Source organism: Halomonas sp. HG01 (assembly GCF_000968715.2).
GTDB lineage: Bacteria > Pseudomonadota > Gammaproteobacteria > Pseudomonadales > Halomonadaceae > Halomonas > Halomonas halophila.
The window spans coordinates 1,281,369-1,298,116 of record NZ_CP022134.1; the positions used below are offsets into that span (position 1 = coordinate 1,281,369).

Annotated in this window: 14 protein-coding genes; 6 read left to right on the forward strand and 8 right to left on the reverse strand. The window is 70.4% G+C overall.

Translation table 11 applies throughout. The features are described 5' to 3' along the window. Window positions 1-53: 53 nt before the first annotated feature. Together UN84_RS05980 and UN84_RS05985 are read right to left on the reverse strand one after the other, a co-directional pair. Complete coding sequence (locus tag UN84_RS05980; RefSeq protein ID WP_046079689.1) at window positions 54-965, reverse strand: ketopantoate reductase family protein; 912 nt, start codon at window positions 963-965, stop codon at window positions 54-56. Continuing rightward, window positions 962-2,959, reverse strand: a complete 1,998-nt coding sequence (locus UN84_RS05985) for a DNA topoisomerase III (protein ID WP_046079688.1) — start codon at window positions 2,957-2,959, stop codon at window positions 962-964. The genes UN84_RS05980 and UN84_RS05985 overlap by 4 nt, the downstream gene beginning before the upstream one ends. Window positions 2,960-3,092: 133 nt before the next feature. Here UN84_RS05985 and UN84_RS05990 point away from each other — a divergent pair, with 133 nt between their 5' ends. Together UN84_RS05990 and UN84_RS05995 are read left to right on the forward strand one after the other, a co-directional pair. After that, window positions 3,093-4,337: an ABC1 kinase family protein gene (locus UN84_RS05990; protein WP_046079687.1), complete on the forward strand. Its 1,245-nt coding sequence runs from the start codon at window positions 3,093-3,095 to the stop codon at window positions 4,335-4,337. A gap of 61 nt (window positions 4,338-4,398) precedes the next feature. Next, a complete protein-coding gene (locus UN84_RS05995) occupies window positions 4,399-6,234 on the forward strand; it encodes an SEC-C domain-containing protein (protein ID WP_046079686.1) in 1,836 nt (611 codons plus the stop codon). Between the two features lie 23 nt (window positions 6,235-6,257). On the opposite strand, the gene UN84_RS06000 is transcribed toward UN84_RS05995, so the two are convergent. Continuing rightward, window positions 6,258-7,619, reverse strand: coding sequence for an AmpG family muropeptide MFS transporter (locus UN84_RS06000; protein WP_046079685.1), 1,362 nt, complete (start codon window positions 7,617-7,619; stop codon window positions 6,258-6,260). A gap of 149 nt (window positions 7,620-7,768) precedes the next feature. Between UN84_RS06000 and rfaH the strand changes: the two genes are divergently transcribed. From rfaH to ccoM, 3 genes are all read left to right on the forward strand, one after another. Continuing rightward, window positions 7,769-8,311 carry a transcription/translation regulatory transformer protein RfaH gene (gene rfaH, locus UN84_RS06005; protein WP_046079684.1) on the forward strand — a complete coding sequence of 181 codons (543 nt, stop codon included), beginning with the start codon at window positions 7,769-7,771 and terminating at the stop codon, window positions 8,309-8,311. 42 nt (window positions 8,312-8,353) lie between these two features. Continuing rightward, a complete protein-coding gene (locus UN84_RS06010) occupies window positions 8,354-8,860 on the forward strand; it encodes an FKBP-type peptidyl-prolyl cis-trans isomerase (RefSeq protein WP_046079683.1) in 507 nt (168 codons plus the stop codon). Window positions 8,861-9,169: 309 nt separating this feature from the next. Further along, complete coding sequence (gene ccoM / locus UN84_RS17510; protein WP_281288357.1) at window positions 9,170-9,289, forward strand: cytochrome c oxidase subunit CcoM; 120 nt, start codon at window positions 9,170-9,172, stop codon at window positions 9,287-9,289. A gap of 99 nt (window positions 9,290-9,388) precedes the next feature. Here the strand turns inward: ccoM and UN84_RS06015 are convergent, their stop codons facing one another. Beyond that, the gene (locus UN84_RS06015) at window positions 9,389-9,967 is read right to left on the reverse strand and encodes a lytic transglycosylase domain-containing protein (protein ID WP_046079682.1); all 579 of its coding nucleotides are present in this window, start codon (window positions 9,965-9,967) and stop codon (window positions 9,389-9,391) included. 112 nt (window positions 9,968-10,079) lie between these two features. After that, window positions 10,080-11,792: a proline--tRNA ligase gene (locus UN84_RS06020; protein ID WP_046079681.1), complete on the reverse strand. Its 1,713-nt coding sequence runs from the start codon at window positions 11,790-11,792 to the stop codon at window positions 10,080-10,082. Window positions 11,793-12,042: 250 nt separating this feature from the next. Here UN84_RS06020 and UN84_RS06025 point away from each other — a divergent pair, with 250 nt between their 5' ends. Further along, window positions 12,043-13,578: an acetyl-CoA hydrolase/transferase family protein gene (locus tag UN84_RS06025; protein ID WP_173834969.1), complete on the forward strand. Its 1,536-nt coding sequence runs from the start codon at window positions 12,043-12,045 to the stop codon at window positions 13,576-13,578. A 162-nt stretch (window positions 13,579-13,740) separates the two neighbouring features. Here the strand turns inward: UN84_RS06025 and UN84_RS06030 are convergent, their stop codons facing one another. The 3 genes from UN84_RS06030 to UN84_RS06040 all read right to left on the reverse strand — a co-directional run bounded on the left by UN84_RS06030 (window position 13,741) and on the right by UN84_RS06040 (window position 16,580). Further along, window positions 13,741-14,652 carry a carbon-nitrogen hydrolase family protein gene (locus UN84_RS06030; RefSeq protein ID WP_082090922.1) on the reverse strand — a complete coding sequence of 304 codons (912 nt, stop codon included), beginning with the start codon at window positions 14,650-14,652 and terminating at the stop codon, window positions 13,741-13,743. Next, window positions 14,649-15,245 (reverse strand): GNAT family N-acetyltransferase, encoded by a 597-nt coding sequence (locus tag UN84_RS06035; protein ID WP_046079680.1) that lies wholly within the window; start codon window positions 15,243-15,245, stop codon window positions 14,649-14,651. Before UN84_RS06035 ends, UN84_RS06030 begins: the two co-directional genes overlap by 4 nt. A gap of 108 nt (window positions 15,246-15,353) precedes the next feature. After that, on the reverse strand, window positions 15,354-16,580 hold the full coding sequence (locus UN84_RS06040) for a benzoate/H(+) symporter BenE family transporter (protein ID WP_046079679.1): 1,227 nt from the start codon (window positions 16,578-16,580) through the stop codon (window positions 15,354-15,356). Window positions 16,581-16,748 lie beyond the last annotated feature (168 nt).

Sequence of the window (16,748 nt, forward strand, 5' to 3'; positions counted from 1 at the left end):
ATCGTTACCAGAATGAGGCTAGCAGGTGACACCCGAGACGGCCAGGCGATGCGTCACTGTCGGGCGACGGAGCCGGACACGGAATCGGTCTCGGCCAGCCGGGCGTGGAGTCCCGCCAGCGCCGGCGTCGCCAGGCCGTGGTGGCGCCCGGCCGCCAGCAGCGGGCCGAGAATGGCCTCGTGCTCGGTGGGCCGGCCGGCCTGCACGTCCTGCAGCATCGAGGCGCGATTGTTGGCGGTCGACGACACCACCGACCACACCTGCGCCGACCAGCCGGCCGCCGGGGCCGGAATGGCCTCGGCGGCCATCACCGCCGAGACTTCCTCGATCACGGCCTCGACCATGGGCCGGAAGGGGCGATCACGCAGCTGGCCGTTGCGGATCCGGAAGCGGGCGACCAGCGGGTTGATGGCGGCATTGACGGCGAGCTTGTGCCACAGCCTCACGTGGATATCGTCCACCGCGACGGTAGTCAGCCCTGCCGTGTCGAGGCCTGCCGCGATGTCTTCGGCCAGCCGGGTGTGGCGGCCGGCGAGATCGCCGATCACGGTCTGCCCGCGGCCGGCATGCACCACGCCCTCGTCGCCATTCAGATACGCGCCCTCGGTGGTGCTGGCGCAAAGCACCGGGCCGGTCCAGCGCTCGCTCAGGCGCGGCTGAACGCCGTAGCCGTTCTGCCACAGCACCAGCGGCGTGTCCGGGGCCAGCCCGGGGGCGATGGCCTCGAAGGCGGCCTCGGCGGCGTAGGCCTTGGTGGTCAGGTGCACGATATCGGCGAGTCCGTCGGGCAGCGTCGCGGGCGTGACGCTGTCGAGCTCGTGCGAGAGCGTTTCGCCGGTCGGGGTGGTCAGGGTCTGACGGCGCGGCAGCTCGCGGCGGCCGACCAGCGTCACGGGCATCGTGGCGGCCAGGTGCAGCGCCAGCAGTCGCCCGACGGCCCCAGGCCCGAGGATCAGCGTGTTCATGAGGACGTGCTCCGCCTGCGTCGGGCGGTGCCGGCCTTGGCGCCTTTTGCGGCCTTGCCGGCGCCGCCTCGGCCGGTGCCCTTGCTACCGCCCTTGCTGGCGCTTCGGCTTCCGCTGCCGCGTCGTGTCTTGCCACCCGACTTGCCCGAGCGAGCCGCCGGTTCGGCGCCTCGCGCATTGGCCAGAGACTGCCGCAGGCGGCCGGCGTCGGCGCGGCCGAGCAGCTCGCGCAGATCGGTGACGAGGGCGTCGAGGAAGGGCGCCGGGGCGTCGCCGTCCTCGGCGATGGCGGAGAGCCGCTGTTCCCACAGGGCGGTGCGTTCCGGGCGGCTCACGGCCTCGGGCAGCGAGGCGATCAGGGCATCGCCCAGGCGGGTGGCGCGCAGGGCCTTGCCTTCGCGCACCAGATAGCCGCGGGTCTCCAGGGTCTCGAGGATGCCGGCGCGGGTGGCCTCGGTGCCCAGGCCGTCGGCGTCCCTGAGCGTGCGGCGCACCGCCGGGTCGTCCACGTAGCGGGCGATGTTCATCATCGCCTTGATCAGGCTGGCGTCGGTGAAGGGCTCCGGCGGGCGGGTCTCGCGGTCCTCCACGCCGGCGCCCTCGACGCGGCACGCCTCGCCCTCGTCGAGCGGCGGCAGCGGCGGGGCCTCGTCGCGGGTGGTGAACAGCGGCTTCCAGCCGGGATCGAGAATCTCCTGGCCACGGGCGCGGAACAGCTCACCGATGATGGTGAACTCGACCTTCACCTCGCGGGTCGAGAGCGCAGGATAGAACTGGGCCAGCACGTTGCGCGCGATCAGCCGGAAGACGTCGGCCTCCTGGCGCGAGAGCTTCGCCGGATCGGCGGTCTCGCCGGTGGGCGCGAGGGCATGGTGGGCGCCGACCTGCTTGTCGTTCCAGGCCTTGGAGCGCATCGCAAAGTCGGCGCCGGTGAGCCAGCCGCGCAGGGTGTCGTCGCCGGCGCAGGCGCCCTCGAGGGTGCGGCGGGCCCCGGCGAAGTGCTCCTCGGGCAGATAGCGGCAGTCCGAGCGCGGATAGGTGATCAGCTGGTGGCGTTCGTAGAGGCGCTGACAGATGTCCAGTACCGCCTTGGCCGAGAGCCCGTGGCGGCGGGCGGCGTCGACCTGCAGCGCCGACAGCGAGTAGGGCAGGGGCGCGGCCTGGCGCTTGTCGCGGCGCTCGAGCTTGGTCAGCCGGCCCTCGGCGCCGGGCAGGCGCTCGGCGAGCGCGGCCGCCGGGGCGCGTTCTAGCAGCCGCCCCTGATCGTCCAGCGGATGTCCCTCGCCGGGCGCCCACCAGGCCCTCAGACTGCCGCGGGTAACCGCCAGATCGGCCCACAGCACGTAGAAGGGCCTGGGCGTGAAGTCGCGGATCTCGGCGTCGCGGCGTACCACCAGGCCCAGCACCGGCGTCTGCACCCGGCCCACCGAGAGCACGCCGTCGTGCCCCGCCTGTCGGCCGATCAGCGTCCAGGCGCGGGTCAGGTTGATGCCGTACAGCCAGTCGGCCCGGGAGCGGGCCTGGGCGGCGCGGTAGAGCGGCGCGTAGCGGGCGTTGTCCTCCAGCCGCGATAGCGCGCGTTTCACGGCCGGGGCGTTGAGATCGTTGACCAGCAGCCGCGACACCGGCCCCTTCCAGCCCAGGTGCTCGATCACTTCCTGCACCAGCAGCTGGCCCTCGCGGTCGGGGTCGCCGGCGTGGACGACCTCGCCGGCCTGCTTGAGCAGCCGGCGGATCACCGCGATCTGCCCCCTGGCCTTGGGCCGCGGGGCGAGTTTCCACTGCTCGGGCAGGATCGGCAGGGTATCGAGCCGCCAGCTCTTGAGGGCGGGATCGTAGGCCTCGGGCGGGGCCTGTTCCAGCAGGTGGCCGAGGCACCAGGTGACCGTGGTATCGCCGGCCACCAGGGCGCCGTCCTCGCGGCGAACGGCGGCGGGCAGGGCGTCGGCGATGGCCCGGGCCAGGCTCGGCTTCTCGGCGATGATCAGGCGCATGGGTCCTCGTCGTCGGCATCACGGGCGATGGAAGAAAGTATGGGAATTCTTACAGTATTTACCACGGGCCGCCAGGGGTAAGATGGGGCGATGCTGTACAATGCTTGTCACACTTTATCGGAGGGCGTGATAGATGCGCGAACGCGGCCGCACACGGCGCCTGCTGGGCCTGGGCACTCGTACCGGCGGGGCACTGCTGCGTACCCGACTGGGCGGGCAGGCCGACTGGCGTGCCCTCGGCGAGGCGCTGTTCGAGGGGCTCTCCGAGCTCAAGGGGCCGGCCATGAAGCTGGCCCAGGTGATGTCCCAGTGGGATGATCTGCTGCCGCCGGAGCTGGCCGACGAGCTGGCCCGGCTGCAGCGCCAGGCCACGCCGATGCCCTGGGAGTCCATTCAGGGCACGCTCGAGGCGCAGTACGGCGACCTGGAGGCGGTCTTCGCCGAGGTCGAGACCGCGCCCTTCGCCAGTGCCTCCATGGGCCAGGTGCACCGGGCGGTGACCCGAGATGGCGAGACGGTGGTGCTCAAGGTGCAGTACCCCGGCCTCGCCGAGGTGCTGGAGGGCGATCTCGCCCAGCTGCGTCGCCTGATGCGTCTGGGACGCTGGTTCAAGGTGCCCCAGGCGCGCCTCGATGCGCTGTTCGAGGAGCTCGCCGCCGGCCTGCGCGACGAGCTGGACTACCGGGCCGAGGCCGAGCACCTGGCGGGTTACCGGGCGCGCTATGCGCATCTCGACTCGCTGGTGATCCCCGAGCCGCTGACCGATCTCTGCGGGCCCCATGTGCTGGCGATGCGCCACGTGGCGGGCACGCCGCTGCGCGAGCTGGAGGATGCCGACGACGCCGTGCGTCAGCGGGTGGCCACGACCCTGGCCGACTGGCTGACCGAGGAGCTGTTCACCTTCGGCGAACTGCACGCCGATCCTCATGCCGGCAACTTCGCCGCCGATGACGAGGGTCGGCTGGTGATCTATGACTTCGGCGCCGTCATCCCGGTGCCCCGTGAGCGGCTGTCGGCGATGATGCGTCTGCTCGAGGCCACCCTGGCCGCGGACCCCATGGCCATGGATGCGGCGATGCTCGAGCTGGGCGGTCGCCAGGGGGAGGGCGCGCCCCTGGCGCTCTACCGCGAGGCCGCCGAGGCCGTGGGCCCGCTGTTCGCCCCCGGCATCCAGGACTTCGGCGACGTACGCGTGCACCGCCGGCTGCGCGAGCTGAGCCCGCGGGTGTGGGCGGCCATGGATCGCCTGCAGCCGCCGGCGGACACCCTGCTGCTGTCGCGCACCCTGAACGGCCACTACTGGAACCTGGTGCGCCTCGGCGCGCGGCTGGACATGGATGCCCGGGTACGGCCCCTCTTCGCGCAGGTGTCGCGGTGAGCGGCTGCCAGCCCGGCCCGCGGCTGGTAGACTGTGCGGTTTTTCGGCAGGGGAGACGGCCATGCTGGCGGTATGGGTAGAACAGCTGCTGGGGTTCGCCTCGGGCGCCCTCAAGGCGATTCGCGAAGACGAGCGTTATCCGACGCTGATGGCCTGGGCGCGCGAGGAAGGTCCCAAGCTCACCGGGGATCCGGCCATGGCCCAGGCGCTGGCTCCGGAGCTGTGGTCGCAGACCCCGCTGGCGCGGCTGGACTTCGAATGCGAGGCGCTGGCCCGCCCGGGGCGCAACGAGCCCTGCTGGTGCGACTCAGGGCGCAAGACCAAGCGCTGCTGCGGCGCCGTCAGCCTGCCGGGCGAGGTGCCCGATCACCTGATGTGGATGCTGTCGCTGCGCGAGTGGAAGGGCGATACCCTCAAGGCCGCGCTGGCCAGCGGCAAGGCGCCTGCCCAGGCGCTGCTCGAGGCCGGGCTGATCGCCGCCGAATCCGGCCAGCGCGGTCGCGCCCAGCAGATCCTCGAATCGCTGTTCGAGACCGCCGACTGGTCGCGCCTGCCGGAGCAGGCCGAGCCGGCCTTCGAGATCCTGGTCGATCTCTATCAGGAACGCGGTTTCCATCGCAAGCGCGAGGCGCTGCTCGATGCGGTGCTCGATCGCGGCCCGCTGTTCCTGCGCGGCGTGGCCCTGGAGCGACTGTGCCTGATGCATCTGGACAACGACGACCTGGACAGCGCCCGGGCCGCCTTCGTGCGCGCCCAGCAGGCGCTGCCGGACTCGCCGACCCTGGCCTACATCGAGGCCATGCTGCTGCTGCACGAAGGGCACGAGGAAGAGGCCCGGGAACGTTCGAGCTTCTGGTTCCGCCGCCTGTCCCGCCAGGGTGAGCTCGACCCCGACCAGCTGCAGTTCCTCTCCGACCTGGCCGACAATCCCGGCGCCACCCTGGCCGAGCAGCTGCTCAACGCCGAGGAGGACCTGGCCGAGCCGCTGGTGGCGCTGCAGGCGTTGCTCGAGTCGCTGGACGGTGCGCCGACGCTGGATCTGCGCGTCGAGGAGGGCCAGCTGGCCTATCACCGCAGTGCCCGGGAAGACACCCTTTATGCCGCCTTCCGCGCGGTGTTCCCCGCCGAGGTCGAGAACGAGGCGCCGCTGGGCTTCGACGACGATCCCTGGCAGGCCGCCGGAGAGTGGCTGCCGGCGCTGTGCGCCCATCCCGAGTGGCTCGATTCGCCGGCGGTGGTGCAGTCGCTGGCGCTGGCGATGACGAGCCGCTTCGGCAGCCTGCCCTGGATGGCGCCGAGCCTGTTCGAGCCGCTGTCCGCGCGCCTGGAGGACTGGCTGGAGCAGGCTCGAGAGGCGAGCCAGCAGTCCGCCGGCGAGGCGGCACTGGGCTGGGACGCCGCCGACAACGCGGTGTTGTTGCGCACCGGCCTGGCGCTGGTGGTGGGCATGGAACGCGGTGCACGGCAGCGCTCCCGGCACCTGGCCGAGCGGCTGCTCGAGCTGGACGACCGTGACAGCCTGGGGCTGCGCGAACTGGTGCTCGACCAGCTGCTGCGCGAGGGTCGCGATACCGAGGCCCTCGCGCTCAGCGAGTCGGCGCTGGCCAAGCCGTCCGAGGACGAGGCGGTGCTGGGGCTGCTGATGGGGCGCGTGCTGGCATTGTACCGCCTGGATCGCGTCGACGAGGCCATCGAGGCGCTGAGCGAGTCTCGGCGCCATAACGGGCACGCCCTGGCGCTGCTGTGCGCCGAGAACCCGCGTCCGCCCAGCCCGTCGGGCGACGGCACCGCGGCACCCGGCTCGCGGGCCGAGGCCTGGCAGTACCGTACCCTGATGCGTGACCAGTGGCGCGCCACCCCGGGCGCGCTGGAATGGCTCGCCGGTCGGCTGGACTGAGCGGCGGGACCGAGTGATCGGCCTCAGGCCGTCGTCGGTGCCGGCGCCAGACGACGGTCTCGGCTGACCCAGACCGCCAGCGCGATGGCCGGCAGACCCAGCACCGAGGCCGCCAGGAAGAAGTCCGCATAGCCGTGAGCTTCGACCACCAGGCCGCCGAAGCCGCTCAGGAACTTGCCGGGCAGGGTCATCAGCGAGGAGAACAGTGCGTACTGGGTGGCGGTGTAGGCGCGTGAGGTCAGTCCCGAGAGGAAGGCGATGAACACCGCGCTGGCCAGCCCGTTGGAGAGGTTGTCGCCGACGATGGTGACCACCAGCATCGGCAGGCTGTCGCCGGCCAGCGAGAGGGCCACGAACAGCAGGTTGGTCAGGGCGGTGGCGGTGGCGCCGAGGATCAGGATCGGCCCCACGCCGTAGCGTGCCACCAGCAGGCCGCCCAGCAGACCGCCGCCGATGCTCATGGCGATGCCGAACACGTTGGTCACGTTGGCGATGGCCTCGAGGCTGAAGCCCAGATCGATGTAGAGCGGGTTGGCCATGGAGGCCATGGCCAGGTCGCTGATCCGGAACACCGCCACGAAGGCCAGCAGCCATAGTGCCTTGAGCCCGTGCCGGCCGAAGAAGTCGGTGAACGGGCAGACTACCGCGCCGATCACCCAGGCGCCCAGGCGGCGCAGCCAGGCCGGCCGGCCGCGGCTGGCACGCAGGAAGGCCCGTACCCGTGGCTCGTGGATCAGCTGGGTGGCGAGCGCCTGGCGTTCGGGTTCCGGGCGCACCAGCACCGTCAGCATGCCCACTGCCATCAGCGCCGCCATCGCCAGGTAAGCGACGTGCCAGGACGCCAGCGAGGCCAGGTAGAGCGCCCCGGCGCCGGCGGCGATCAGCCCGCCGCGATAGCCGATGATGTAGGTCGAGGCCATGGCCGCCTGCAGATCCTCCGGCGCCGACTCGATGCGAAAGGCGTCGATAGAGATGTCCTGGGTCGCCGAACCGAAGGCTACCAGCAGCGCGAACAGCGCCACCAGCGGCAGCTGGCTGGGCGGGTCGAGACTGGAAAGCCCCACCAGGCCTATGGCGATCATCGCCTGGGCCAGCAGCATCCAGCCGCGGCGCTGGCCGAGCCAGCGGGTCAGGCCGGGCAGCGCCAAGCGGTCGACCACCGGCGCCCAGAAGAACTTGATCGAGTAAAGGATGCCGATCCAGGCGAAGAAGCCGATCGCCGCCACCTCGACGCCGTCGCTGCGCAGCCAGGCCGAGAGGGTGGAGAACACCAGCAGGAAGGGCAGGCCCGCCGAGAAGCCCAGGAACAGCATGGTCAGTACCGGGGCGCGCAGATAGACCGACAGGGCGCTGCGCCAGCTGCGGTGCGCGGTGGGGGTCGGCATGGCGGGGCTCTCCTTGCGATGGGTCAGGTCACGCGCCGGGCCATCGATGCTAAGATGTCGCCCACGACGGGGCTCGGTGACGCCGGCGGCGCGCGCCGCCGATTGTTGCAGAGCCCCGGCGCCGACACCAGCCAGAGACGATCGACGACATGCGAGATGACGACCTTTCTCTCGAGGGCGCCGAGGACGCGGTGCCGCGCTGGTATGCGATCCAGTGCAAGGGCGGCGAGTCCTTCCGGGCCGCCGAGCATCTGGGCAACCAGGGCTACGAGGTCTTCCATCCTGTTCTAGAAGTGCAGAAGAAGCGCCGAGGCAAGCTCGAATGGGTGAGCGAGCCGCTCTTCCCCTATTACCTGTTCATCCGCCTCGACCGGCTGGTCAGCAACTGGCGACCGATCCGCTCGACGCGGGGCGTGCTCAAGCTCGTGACCTTCGGCGGCGAGATGCCGGTGGCGGTCGGTGACGGGCTGATCGAGGTCCTGCGCCGCCAGGCCAGCCAGGATGACGACGACGTCGCTCACGTCTATTTCCGCGCCGGCGAGACGGTGGAGATCACCGAGGGGCCGTTCAAGGACCTCCAGGCGGTCTTCGCCAGTCACAAGGGCGAGGAGCGCGCCATCGTGCTGCTCAACATGCTGCATCAGCAGCAGCGCCTGGAAATGCCCGTCTCCCGGCTGCGCCGCCGCGACTGATACGATTCCCCCTTCCTTTCATTTCCCCGTACCGGAGGTCCCATGACCATCGCCCCCCAGCGGGTCGTGATCCTGCACTACGTGCTGAGCGACGAGGACGGCCAGATCCTCGACGATTCCCGTGCCCGTCAGAAACCGCTCGAATACCTGCACGGCCACGATAACCTGATGGCCGGGCTGGAGCGCGCCCTGGCCGGCAGCGAGGCCGGCGCCGAGCTCGAGGTGACCCTGGCCCCCGACGAGGCCTACGGTCGGCGCGACGAGGCGCTGGTGCGCGAGGTCGGCCGCGATGCCTTCCCGGTGCCCGACCTTGCCCCGGGCATGCGCTTCCAGACCCGTGGCGACGACGGCCCGGAGATCGTCACCGTGCTCGAGGTGCGCGACGACGGCGTGCGGATCGATACCAATCATCCGCTGGCCGGACGCACCCTGCACTATCGGCTTGAGGTACTGGAGGTGCGCGAGGCCACTCGTGCCGAGCTGGCCAAGGGCCATCCGCTGCCGCCAGGCACCACGCCGGACCAGGTGGAAGACAAGAAGGTGATCTGAGCGTTGGACCCGAGAGCGCCGGCCGCGTCCTCATCGGCGTGGCCGCGTGTCCCCCTCTTTCTCTCCCGCCCTGTCTTCCTGTCTTCCTTCCTCCCGTCCTCCCTTCTTGCTGCCCTTCAGCGCGATGCGGCACCGTTTCCGGGGCCGATGATCTTTCCTCGGGTGCGTCGTGCGGTCGTGGAACTGACCTGGATCAAGCCCGTGCGGCCGGCAGGTACGCACCGGGCGGCGCACTTGACGCAGATCAGCGTATCGCCCGTGTCGGGTCGCTAGAGTGGAGTCATCACATCGCGACGGGAGGCAAGCACCATGTACTGGGATGATGCCGTGATCTTCGGGCTTGCCACCGTCGGCATGATGATCGCCTTCATGGGCGGCTGGATCGCCTTCGTCATCCGCGACCACCATCGTCGCAACAAGAAGCGCTGATCCACCGTTCCACCGTCGTCAGGGGAGGGGGGATTCCCCCCACTAGGCCGACCCTTCGGGGCCGGCTTTTTTTTGTGCGTCGTCCGGGGAGAGGCTTGCTCAACGGTCGGCGGTCAGGCGTTCCGGCAGGCCGGGCGCCGCGGGCGTCCAGCGTCGGGCCAGGGCGCGCATCACTCGCTCGGGATACCAGGTCTTGCCCAGGCTGCCGTTGTAGCGGGCCAGGGCGCGGGTGAGATCGCCGTCCTCCACCGCCAGGTAGTGGGCCAGTATCGTGCAGCCGTAGCGCAGGTTGCGGATGGGGTCCTTGAGGTCGTCGGCGGGCAGCCCGAGCTCCCGGATCCAGAACGGCATGATCTGCATCAGCCCCACGGCGCCGGCTGAGGATACCGCCTCGGCGCGGAAGGCGCTCTCGACCTGAATGACCGACAGCACCAGCGAAGGCGGAAGGCCGGCCAGGCTCGCTTCCTGATGGATGCGGGCCAGCAGCGTCTGGCGACGATCGGCATCGGGCACGTAGCGCGCCAAGCGCGGTGCCATGTCGTTGATCCACTGGCGGGCCGCCCACACTTCGGCGGGCGAGCGCGGCGTCTGCCGGGCGCCGTCCAGGGTCGGGCGCAGCGTGGCGGGGGGCGGCGGCAGGGCCTGAACCACCGGCGCCCGGTCCAGGACCGGGCGCACGGAGAGGGCATCGAGGAAGTCGCTGCCCGTTTGGTCCTCGAGCGGCTGGGCGACGAGCGGCGTCGCCAGCAGCAGGGAGGCGGCCGCCGCCAGGGCGGCCGTCAGGTACCGCTTACCGGGCGTCGATCTTCTCGCGCAGGAAGGCGAGGATGTCCCCGGCGGGGACCATGGTGGCGTCGCTGTCACGGCGTCCCTTGTACTCCAGTTCACCCTTGTCCAGCCCGCGGTCGCCGACCACCAGGCGATGGGGAATGCCCATCAGTTCCTGGTCGGCGAAACGCACGCCGGGGCGCAGGTCGCGATCGTCGAGCAGCACGTCGAAGCCGGCGGCGCTGAGCTCCTGATAGAGACGCTCGCTTTCCTCGCGCACGCGCTGCGACTTGTGAGCGTTCATCGGCACCACGGTGACGTGGAAGGGCGCGATGGCGTCCGGCCAGATGATGCCGCCGTCGTCATGGTTCTGCTCGATGGCGGCGGCCACGACCCGGCTCACCCCGATACCGTAACAGCCCATCCAGGGGTGCGCGGCCTTGCCGTTGGCGTCCAGTACGGTGGCATTCATCGCTTCGCTGTACTTCTGGCCCAGCTGGAAGACGTGCCCGACCTCGATGCCGCGCTTGATCGACAGCGTGCCCTGGCCGTCCGGGGAAGGATCGCCCTCGACCACGTTGCGCAGGTCGGCGACCTTGGGCAGCGGCAGGTCGCGCTCCCAGTTGATGCCGAAGTAGTGCTTGCCGTCGACGTTGGCGCCGGCGCCGAAGTCGCTCATCATCGCCACGCTGCGGTCGATCACGACCGGCATGTCGAGGTTCACCGGGCCCAGCGAGCCGGGGCCGGCGCCGGCCGCCGCGCGGATCTCTTCCTCGGTGCCCATGGTCAGCGGGCTCGCCACCTCGGGCAGGTTCTCGGCCTTGACCTCGTTGAGCTCGTGGTCGCCGCGCACCAGCAGCGCGATCAGGCCGCCCTCGGTGGCGTGCACCATCAGCGTCTTGATGGTCTTCTCGATCGGCAGGCCGTGCTGCTCGACCAGCGCGGCGATGGTCTTGGCGTCCGGCGTGTCGACCAGGCGCAGCTCCTCGGCGGGGGCGGCGCGCTCGCCCTGGGGCGCCAGCGCTTCGGCCTTCTCCATGTTGGCGGCGTAGTCGGACTCGGTGGAGAACACGATGTCGTCCTCGCCGGAGTCGGCCAGCACGTGGAACTCGTGGGAGCCGGTGCCGCCGATGGAGCCGTTGTCGGCGATCACCGGGCGGAAGTCGAGCCCCAGGCGGGTGAAGATGCGCACGTAGGTGTCGTACATCACCTGATAGGTGTCCATCAGCGAGGCTTCGTCGATGTGGAAGGAGTAGGCGTCCTTCATCACGAACTCGCGGGAGCGCATCACGCCGAAGCGCGGGCGGATCTCGTCGCGGAACTTGGTCTGGATCTGATAGAAGTTCGACGGCAGCTGCTTGTAGCTGGCGATCTCGCGGCGCACCAGGTCGGTGATCACTTCCTCGTGGGTCGGCCCGACGCAGTAGTCGCGCTCGTGGCGGTCCTTGAGGCGCAGCAGCTCGGGCCCGTACTGGTCCCAACGGCCGGATTCCTGCCACAGCTCGGCGGGCTGCACGGCCGGCATCAGCACTTCCTGGCCACCGGCGCGATCCATCTCCTCGCGGACGATCCGCTCGACCTTGCGCAGGGTGCGAAGGCCCAGCGGCAGCCAGGTGTAGAGCCCCGAGGTCAGGCGGCGGATCATCCCCGCGCGCAGCATCAGCTGATGGCTGACCACTTCGGCGTCGGCGGGCGTTTCCTTGAGGGTGGAGATCAACAGTTGCGTGGCGCGCATGGGTCGCGGATATCCTCGAAAGCGTCGTATAGAGGGGATGGGCCGACCGGATATGAGCGGCCCGAATTGAACGGCATTGTACGACCAAGCGCGAGTGGCGGCAAAAGCGACGCGAGGCGCCGGCGCGGCTACGCCTTTGGTCGAAGGCGGGCGGACATATGTAGCTGGCAATCTATTAGCGTGGAATGATTAAGGCAGGCCGCCGGTCACTTCCGACGGTTCCTTCCCCACCGACGAGGAGATTGCAGGCGTGTACGACGACGATCGCATCCGGCAGCGCTGCCGCTGGCCGCAATGGCATGACAGGCTCCGTTCGGCCGAACAGGCCGCGGCGCTGATCGAGGATGGCATGACGGTCGGGATGAGCGGTTTCACCCGGGCCGGCGAGGCCAAGGCGGTGCCGCTGGCGCTGGCCGAGCGGGCCGCCCGCGATCCGCTGTCGATCACCCTGATGACCGGGGCGTCGCTCGGCAACGACCTGGACCGCCTGCTCACCGAGGCCAACGTGCTGGCGCGGCGCATGCCGTTCCAGGTCGACACCACCCTGCGCCGGGCGATCAACGACGGGAGGGTGATGTTCATGGACCAGCATCTGTCCGAGACCGTCGAGCTGTTGCGCAACCATCAGCTCGCCGATCTGGACGTGGCGGTGGTCGAGGCCTGCGCGATCACCGAGGACGGCGGCATCGTGCCGACCACCTCGGTGGGCAATTCGGCCAGCTACGCGCTGCTGGCCGACAGGGTGATCGTCGAGCTCAATCTGGCCGCGCCCGCCGAGCTCGAGGGCATGCACGACATCTTCGTGCCGGCCATGCGCCCGACGCGTCCGCCGATCCCGGTGGTGGCGCCGGACTCGCGCATCGGCACCACGGCCATTCCCGTCGACCCGTCACGCATCGCCGCCATCGTGGTCACCGAGGGCCAGGACAGCGCCTCCACCGTGCTGCCGCCGGATGCCGATACCGCGCGCATCGCCGAGCACCTGATCGGCTTCTTCGCCGACGAGGTCGAGGCGGGGCGCCTGACGCCCTCGCTGCTGCCGCTGCAGGCCGGCATCGGCAGCATGGCCAACGCGGTGATGTGCGGCCTGGCCGAGGGCCCCTTCGAGCACCTGACCATGTACTCCGAGGTGCTCCAGGATTCCACCTTCGACCTGCTGGACGCCGGCAAGCTCGATTTCGCCTCCGGCTGCTCGATCACCCTCTCCGAGGCCTGCGGCGAGCGCGTCTGGCCGCGTCTGGCCGAGTACCGCGACCGCCTGGTGCTGCGGCCCCAGGAGCTCTCCAACCATCCCGGTATCGTGCGCCGGCTCGGGGTGATCGCCGTCAACACCGCGCTGGAGGCCGACATCTACGGCAACGTCAACTCCACCCACGTGAACGGCTCGAAGATGATGAACGGCATCGGCGGCTCCGGCGACTTCGCGCGCAACGCCCAGCTGTCGGTGTTCGTCACCAAGTCGGTGGCCAAGGGCGGGGACCTGTCGAGCTTCGTGCCCTTCGCCAGCCACGTCGACCACACCGAGCATGACGTCGATATCCTGGTCTCCGAGCACGGCCTGGCCGACCTGAGGGGGCTGGCGCCACGGGAGCGCGCCGAGGTGATCATCGAGCGCTGCGCCGATCCCCGCTATCGCCCGGCACTGCGGGACTACTTCGCCAGGGCCTGCGCGCGCGGCGGGCACACGCCGCACTGCCTGGAATCGGCGCTGTCCTGGCATGTGGCCGCCCAGCGTGACGGCCACATGCGCTCGCTAATCGAACAGGTCGAGCCGCGTTCGGCCTGACGCCGCGCGCGAATCCCGCCTCCGGGTGGCGGCGGCTGGATGCCATCCACCTGATCTTTCCGGAGCACCGGCTGCGTTCTTCCAAGGTCGCCGCCTTCGTCGACGACCTGATGGCGCGGCGCGAGCGGCTGTCGCCGCGCCTCGAGGCGGGCGGTTGAGACGTTAGGTGAACGTCTCTTGGGTGATGCCCGTGGCCAGGCAGGCGTCCTGCAGGGACCAGTCGGCGTGGTTGTTGACCTGGCCGTGGTCGCGCAGGGCGCGGATCGCGGCCAGATCGAGGCGGGCGATCTGCCAGCCCGGGGTGGCATCCGCGGCCCGGGTCAGCACGCCATCGGGCGGAAAGCCGTGGTCGCAGGGCGTGTAGATGCCGGCCCGGCCGACGTTGATGTCCACCGCCGGCGACCACAGCGCCTCGCCCACCGTGGGCGAGTGCACGATCGCCACCTGCTGCTCGATGGCGCGGGCCTGGGCGCTGAGCCGCACGCGCTGGAAGCCGGCCTCGGTGTCGGTGCAGCTCGGCACCAGCAGCAGCTCGGCGCCGGCGTCCACCAGCGCCCGGGCCAGCAGCGGGAACTCGCTGTCGTAGCAGATCAGCACGCCCAGCCGCCCGGCCGGGGTGTCGAAGACCTTGAGGCCGTGGCCGGCCTCGACCCCCCATTCGTCGTTCTCGAAGCGCGTCATCACCTGCTTGTCCTGATGGCCCAGGTCGCCGTCCGGGCCGCACAGCCAGGCGCGATTGACGAAGCGGCCGTCATCGAGCCGCCAGGGCAGCGAGGGCGCGAGCAGGGTCACGCCATGCTCGCGGGCAAGCTCACGCCAGGTCTCGACGACGGCATCGCGCCAGGGCTGCAGGCCGTGCAGCTGGGCCGCCAGGTCGCCCTGCTCGGTTTCGGGCAGCAGCGAGGCCAGCTCCATGGCGCCGTACTCGGGAAACACCAGCAGCTCGGCGCCGCGGCTGGCGGCGTCATGCACCCAGCGTGCCGCCTTGGCCTGGAAATCGGCGAAGGTGGCGAAGCGGTCGATGGGGTACTGAGCGGTTGCCACGGTCACCGTCGGGCGGTGGTTCTCGCTCATGAATCCAGGGCCTTGAGCCAGAAGATCATCGGCTTGGCGGTCTCCTCGTCGGCATCGATGTCCTTCCAGCTGAAGGTGGTCGATAGCGACGGCGTGCGGCGATAGCCCCAGGCGTTCCAGAAGTCGTGCAGCGGCCGATAGTCGTCCGGCTTGAGCGGATGGTCGACCGGACGCTCCACGGCACAGAAGGCCGCATGGCCGAAGCCCTCGCTTTCGGCGTGGCTCTCGCGGGCCTCCATGAAGGCCTTGCCGATGCCGCGGCCGCGGTATTCGGGCAGCAGCACCGACTCGCCGTAGTAGAAGACGCCTTCGGGGCGGTAGCCGGCGGCTTCGAAGGGTGCGCGGAAGTCGTCGACCTCGTCGTCCAGCGGCTGGCCGGTGGCCGCGCCGACCAGGGTGTCGCCGTCGAAGGCCAGCACGAAGAAGCTTTCCGGATTGGCGGCGTAGCGCTCGAGGTAGCTGGCCTCGTAGGCCTCGTCGCCGTCGTAGAGATAGGGGAAGTCACGGAAGACCCGGATGCGCAGCTGGGCCAGGGCCGGCAGGTGCGGGGTGATGTCGCGTCCCCGGCAGATGGATAGGGTCGGGTTCGCCATTGGCTTGCTCCAGGGAGGAAAATTGTTATTGGGTCGCGGCACCCTAGCAGATGCGCCCGGGCTGACGCAGTGCGGCGGCGACGCCAGCGGTGCCGAGCGCGACATGGCTCAGGCGACGTTGCCCGCGGCGCGCCAGCGACCGATGGCCAGGGCGACCAGGCCGGCCACGAGCCCCCAGAAGGCCGAACCGATGCCGCCCGGCGCGATACCCGAGGCGGTGACCAGGAAGGTGAGCAGGGCGGCATCGCGCTGGCTGACATCGCCCAGGGCGTCGGCCAGCGACGCGCCGAGGGTCGGCAGCAGTGCCAGGCCGGCGATGGCGACCACCAGCTCGCCGGGCAGCGCGGCGAACAGCGAGCTCACGGTGGCGCCAAACAGCCCCAGCAGCAGGTAGAAGCCGCCCGCCGCGACCCCGGCGGCGTAGCGTCGCCGCGGGTCGTGATGCGCCTCCGGGCCCTGGCAGACCGCGGCGCTGATCGCCGCCAGATTGAGTGCGAAGCCGCCGAAGGGGGCCAGCGCCAGGCCGGCCAGCCCGGTGCCGCCGACCAGCGGCGAGATCGGCGGCTGGTAGCCGGCGGCGCGCAGGGCGGCCACGCCGGGCAGGTTCTGGGAGGCCATGGTGACCACGAACAGCGGGATGCCGACGCCGATCAGCGTGCCGAGGTCGAAGCTCGGCGCCGTATACGCCGGCACCGCCAGCGCCGGGGTGATGGCGCCCAGATCCAGCAGGCCCTGAGCCTGGGCCACCAGGCCGCCCACGGCCAGCACCAGCGGGATGGCATAGCGCGGCCACAGCCGCTTGGCCACCAGGTAGGTCAGCCCCATTGCCAGCGGCAGCACCAGCCGGTGTTCCACGGTCATCACCAGATCGAGCCCGAAGCGCAGCAGCACGCCGGCCAGCATGGCCGAGGCCAGCGCACGCGGCAGGCGGTGCATCAGACGCTCGAACAGTCCGGTCACGCCGCACAGGGTGATCAGCAGCGACGAGAACAGGAAGGCGCCGATCGCCTCGCTCATGGGTAGCCCCGGCAGGCTGGTGGCGAGCAGCGCCGCGCCCGGGGTCGACCAGGCGGTGAGCAGCGGCATGCGGTAGCGCAGCGAGAAGACCAGGGTGGTGACGCCGGAGCCGATGCCCAGCGCCCACAGCCAGGAGCCGATCTCGGCCTGGCTGGCGCCGGCCGCCTCGGCGGCCTGGACGATGATCGCCGCCGAGCTGGAATAGCCGATCAGCACCGCGATGAAGCCGGCGGTGAGGGTCGACAGGCTGCTGTCGCGCCACAGCGAGGAACGCTCGGCGGTGGCGGGGCTCGGCGTCGGCCGGCTTGACGTGGACATGGGAGGGCTCCGGAAACGTGTGCGCTATAACGTACGATGGCGTCACCCTAGCACCGTGCGCTATAACGCACAAATGGGCAGGCACGCCACGGCGGCCGCGCTACAATGGCGCCTTTCCATCCATTCGAACGATCTATCAGAACGAACTATTAGAACTGTCCGAACGCG

Coding starts and splice junctions, on each gene's coding strand:
- UN84_RS05980 (WP_046079689.1), bottom strand. CDS start 965: ATGAACACGCTGATCCTCGGGCCTGGGGCCGTCGGGCGACTGCTGGCG.
- UN84_RS06040 (WP_046079679.1), bottom strand. CDS start 16,580: ATGTCCACGTCAAGCCGGCCGACGCCGAGCCCCGCCACCGCCGAGCGT.
- UN84_RS05985 (WP_046079688.1), bottom strand. CDS start 2,959: ATGCGCCTGATCATCGCCGAGAAGCCGAGCCTGGCCCGGGCCATCGCC.
- UN84_RS06020 (WP_046079681.1), bottom strand. CDS start 11,792: ATGCGCGCCACGCAACTGTTGATCTCCACCCTCAAGGAAACGCCCGCC.
- UN84_RS05995 (WP_046079686.1), top strand. CDS start 4,399: ATGCTGGCGGTATGGGTAGAACAGCTGCTGGGGTTCGCCTCGGGCGCC.
- UN84_RS06000 (WP_046079685.1), bottom strand. CDS start 7,619: ATGCCGACCCCCACCGCGCACCGCAGCTGGCGCAGCGCCCTGTCGGTC.
- ccoM (WP_281288357.1), top strand. CDS start 9,170: ATGTACTGGGATGATGCCGTGATCTTCGGGCTTGCCACCGTCGGCATG.
- UN84_RS05990 (WP_046079687.1), top strand. CDS start 3,093: ATGCGCGAACGCGGCCGCACACGGCGCCTGCTGGGCCTGGGCACTCGT.
- UN84_RS06030 (WP_082090922.1), bottom strand. CDS start 14,652: ATGAGCGAGAACCACCGCCCGACGGTGACCGTGGCAACCGCTCAGTAC.
- rfaH (WP_046079684.1), top strand. CDS start 7,769: ATGCGAGATGACGACCTTTCTCTCGAGGGCGCCGAGGACGCGGTGCCG.
- UN84_RS06010 (WP_046079683.1), top strand. CDS start 8,354: ATGACCATCGCCCCCCAGCGGGTCGTGATCCTGCACTACGTGCTGAGC.
- UN84_RS06035 (WP_046079680.1), bottom strand. CDS start 15,245: ATGGCGAACCCGACCCTATCCATCTGCCGGGGACGCGACATCACCCCG.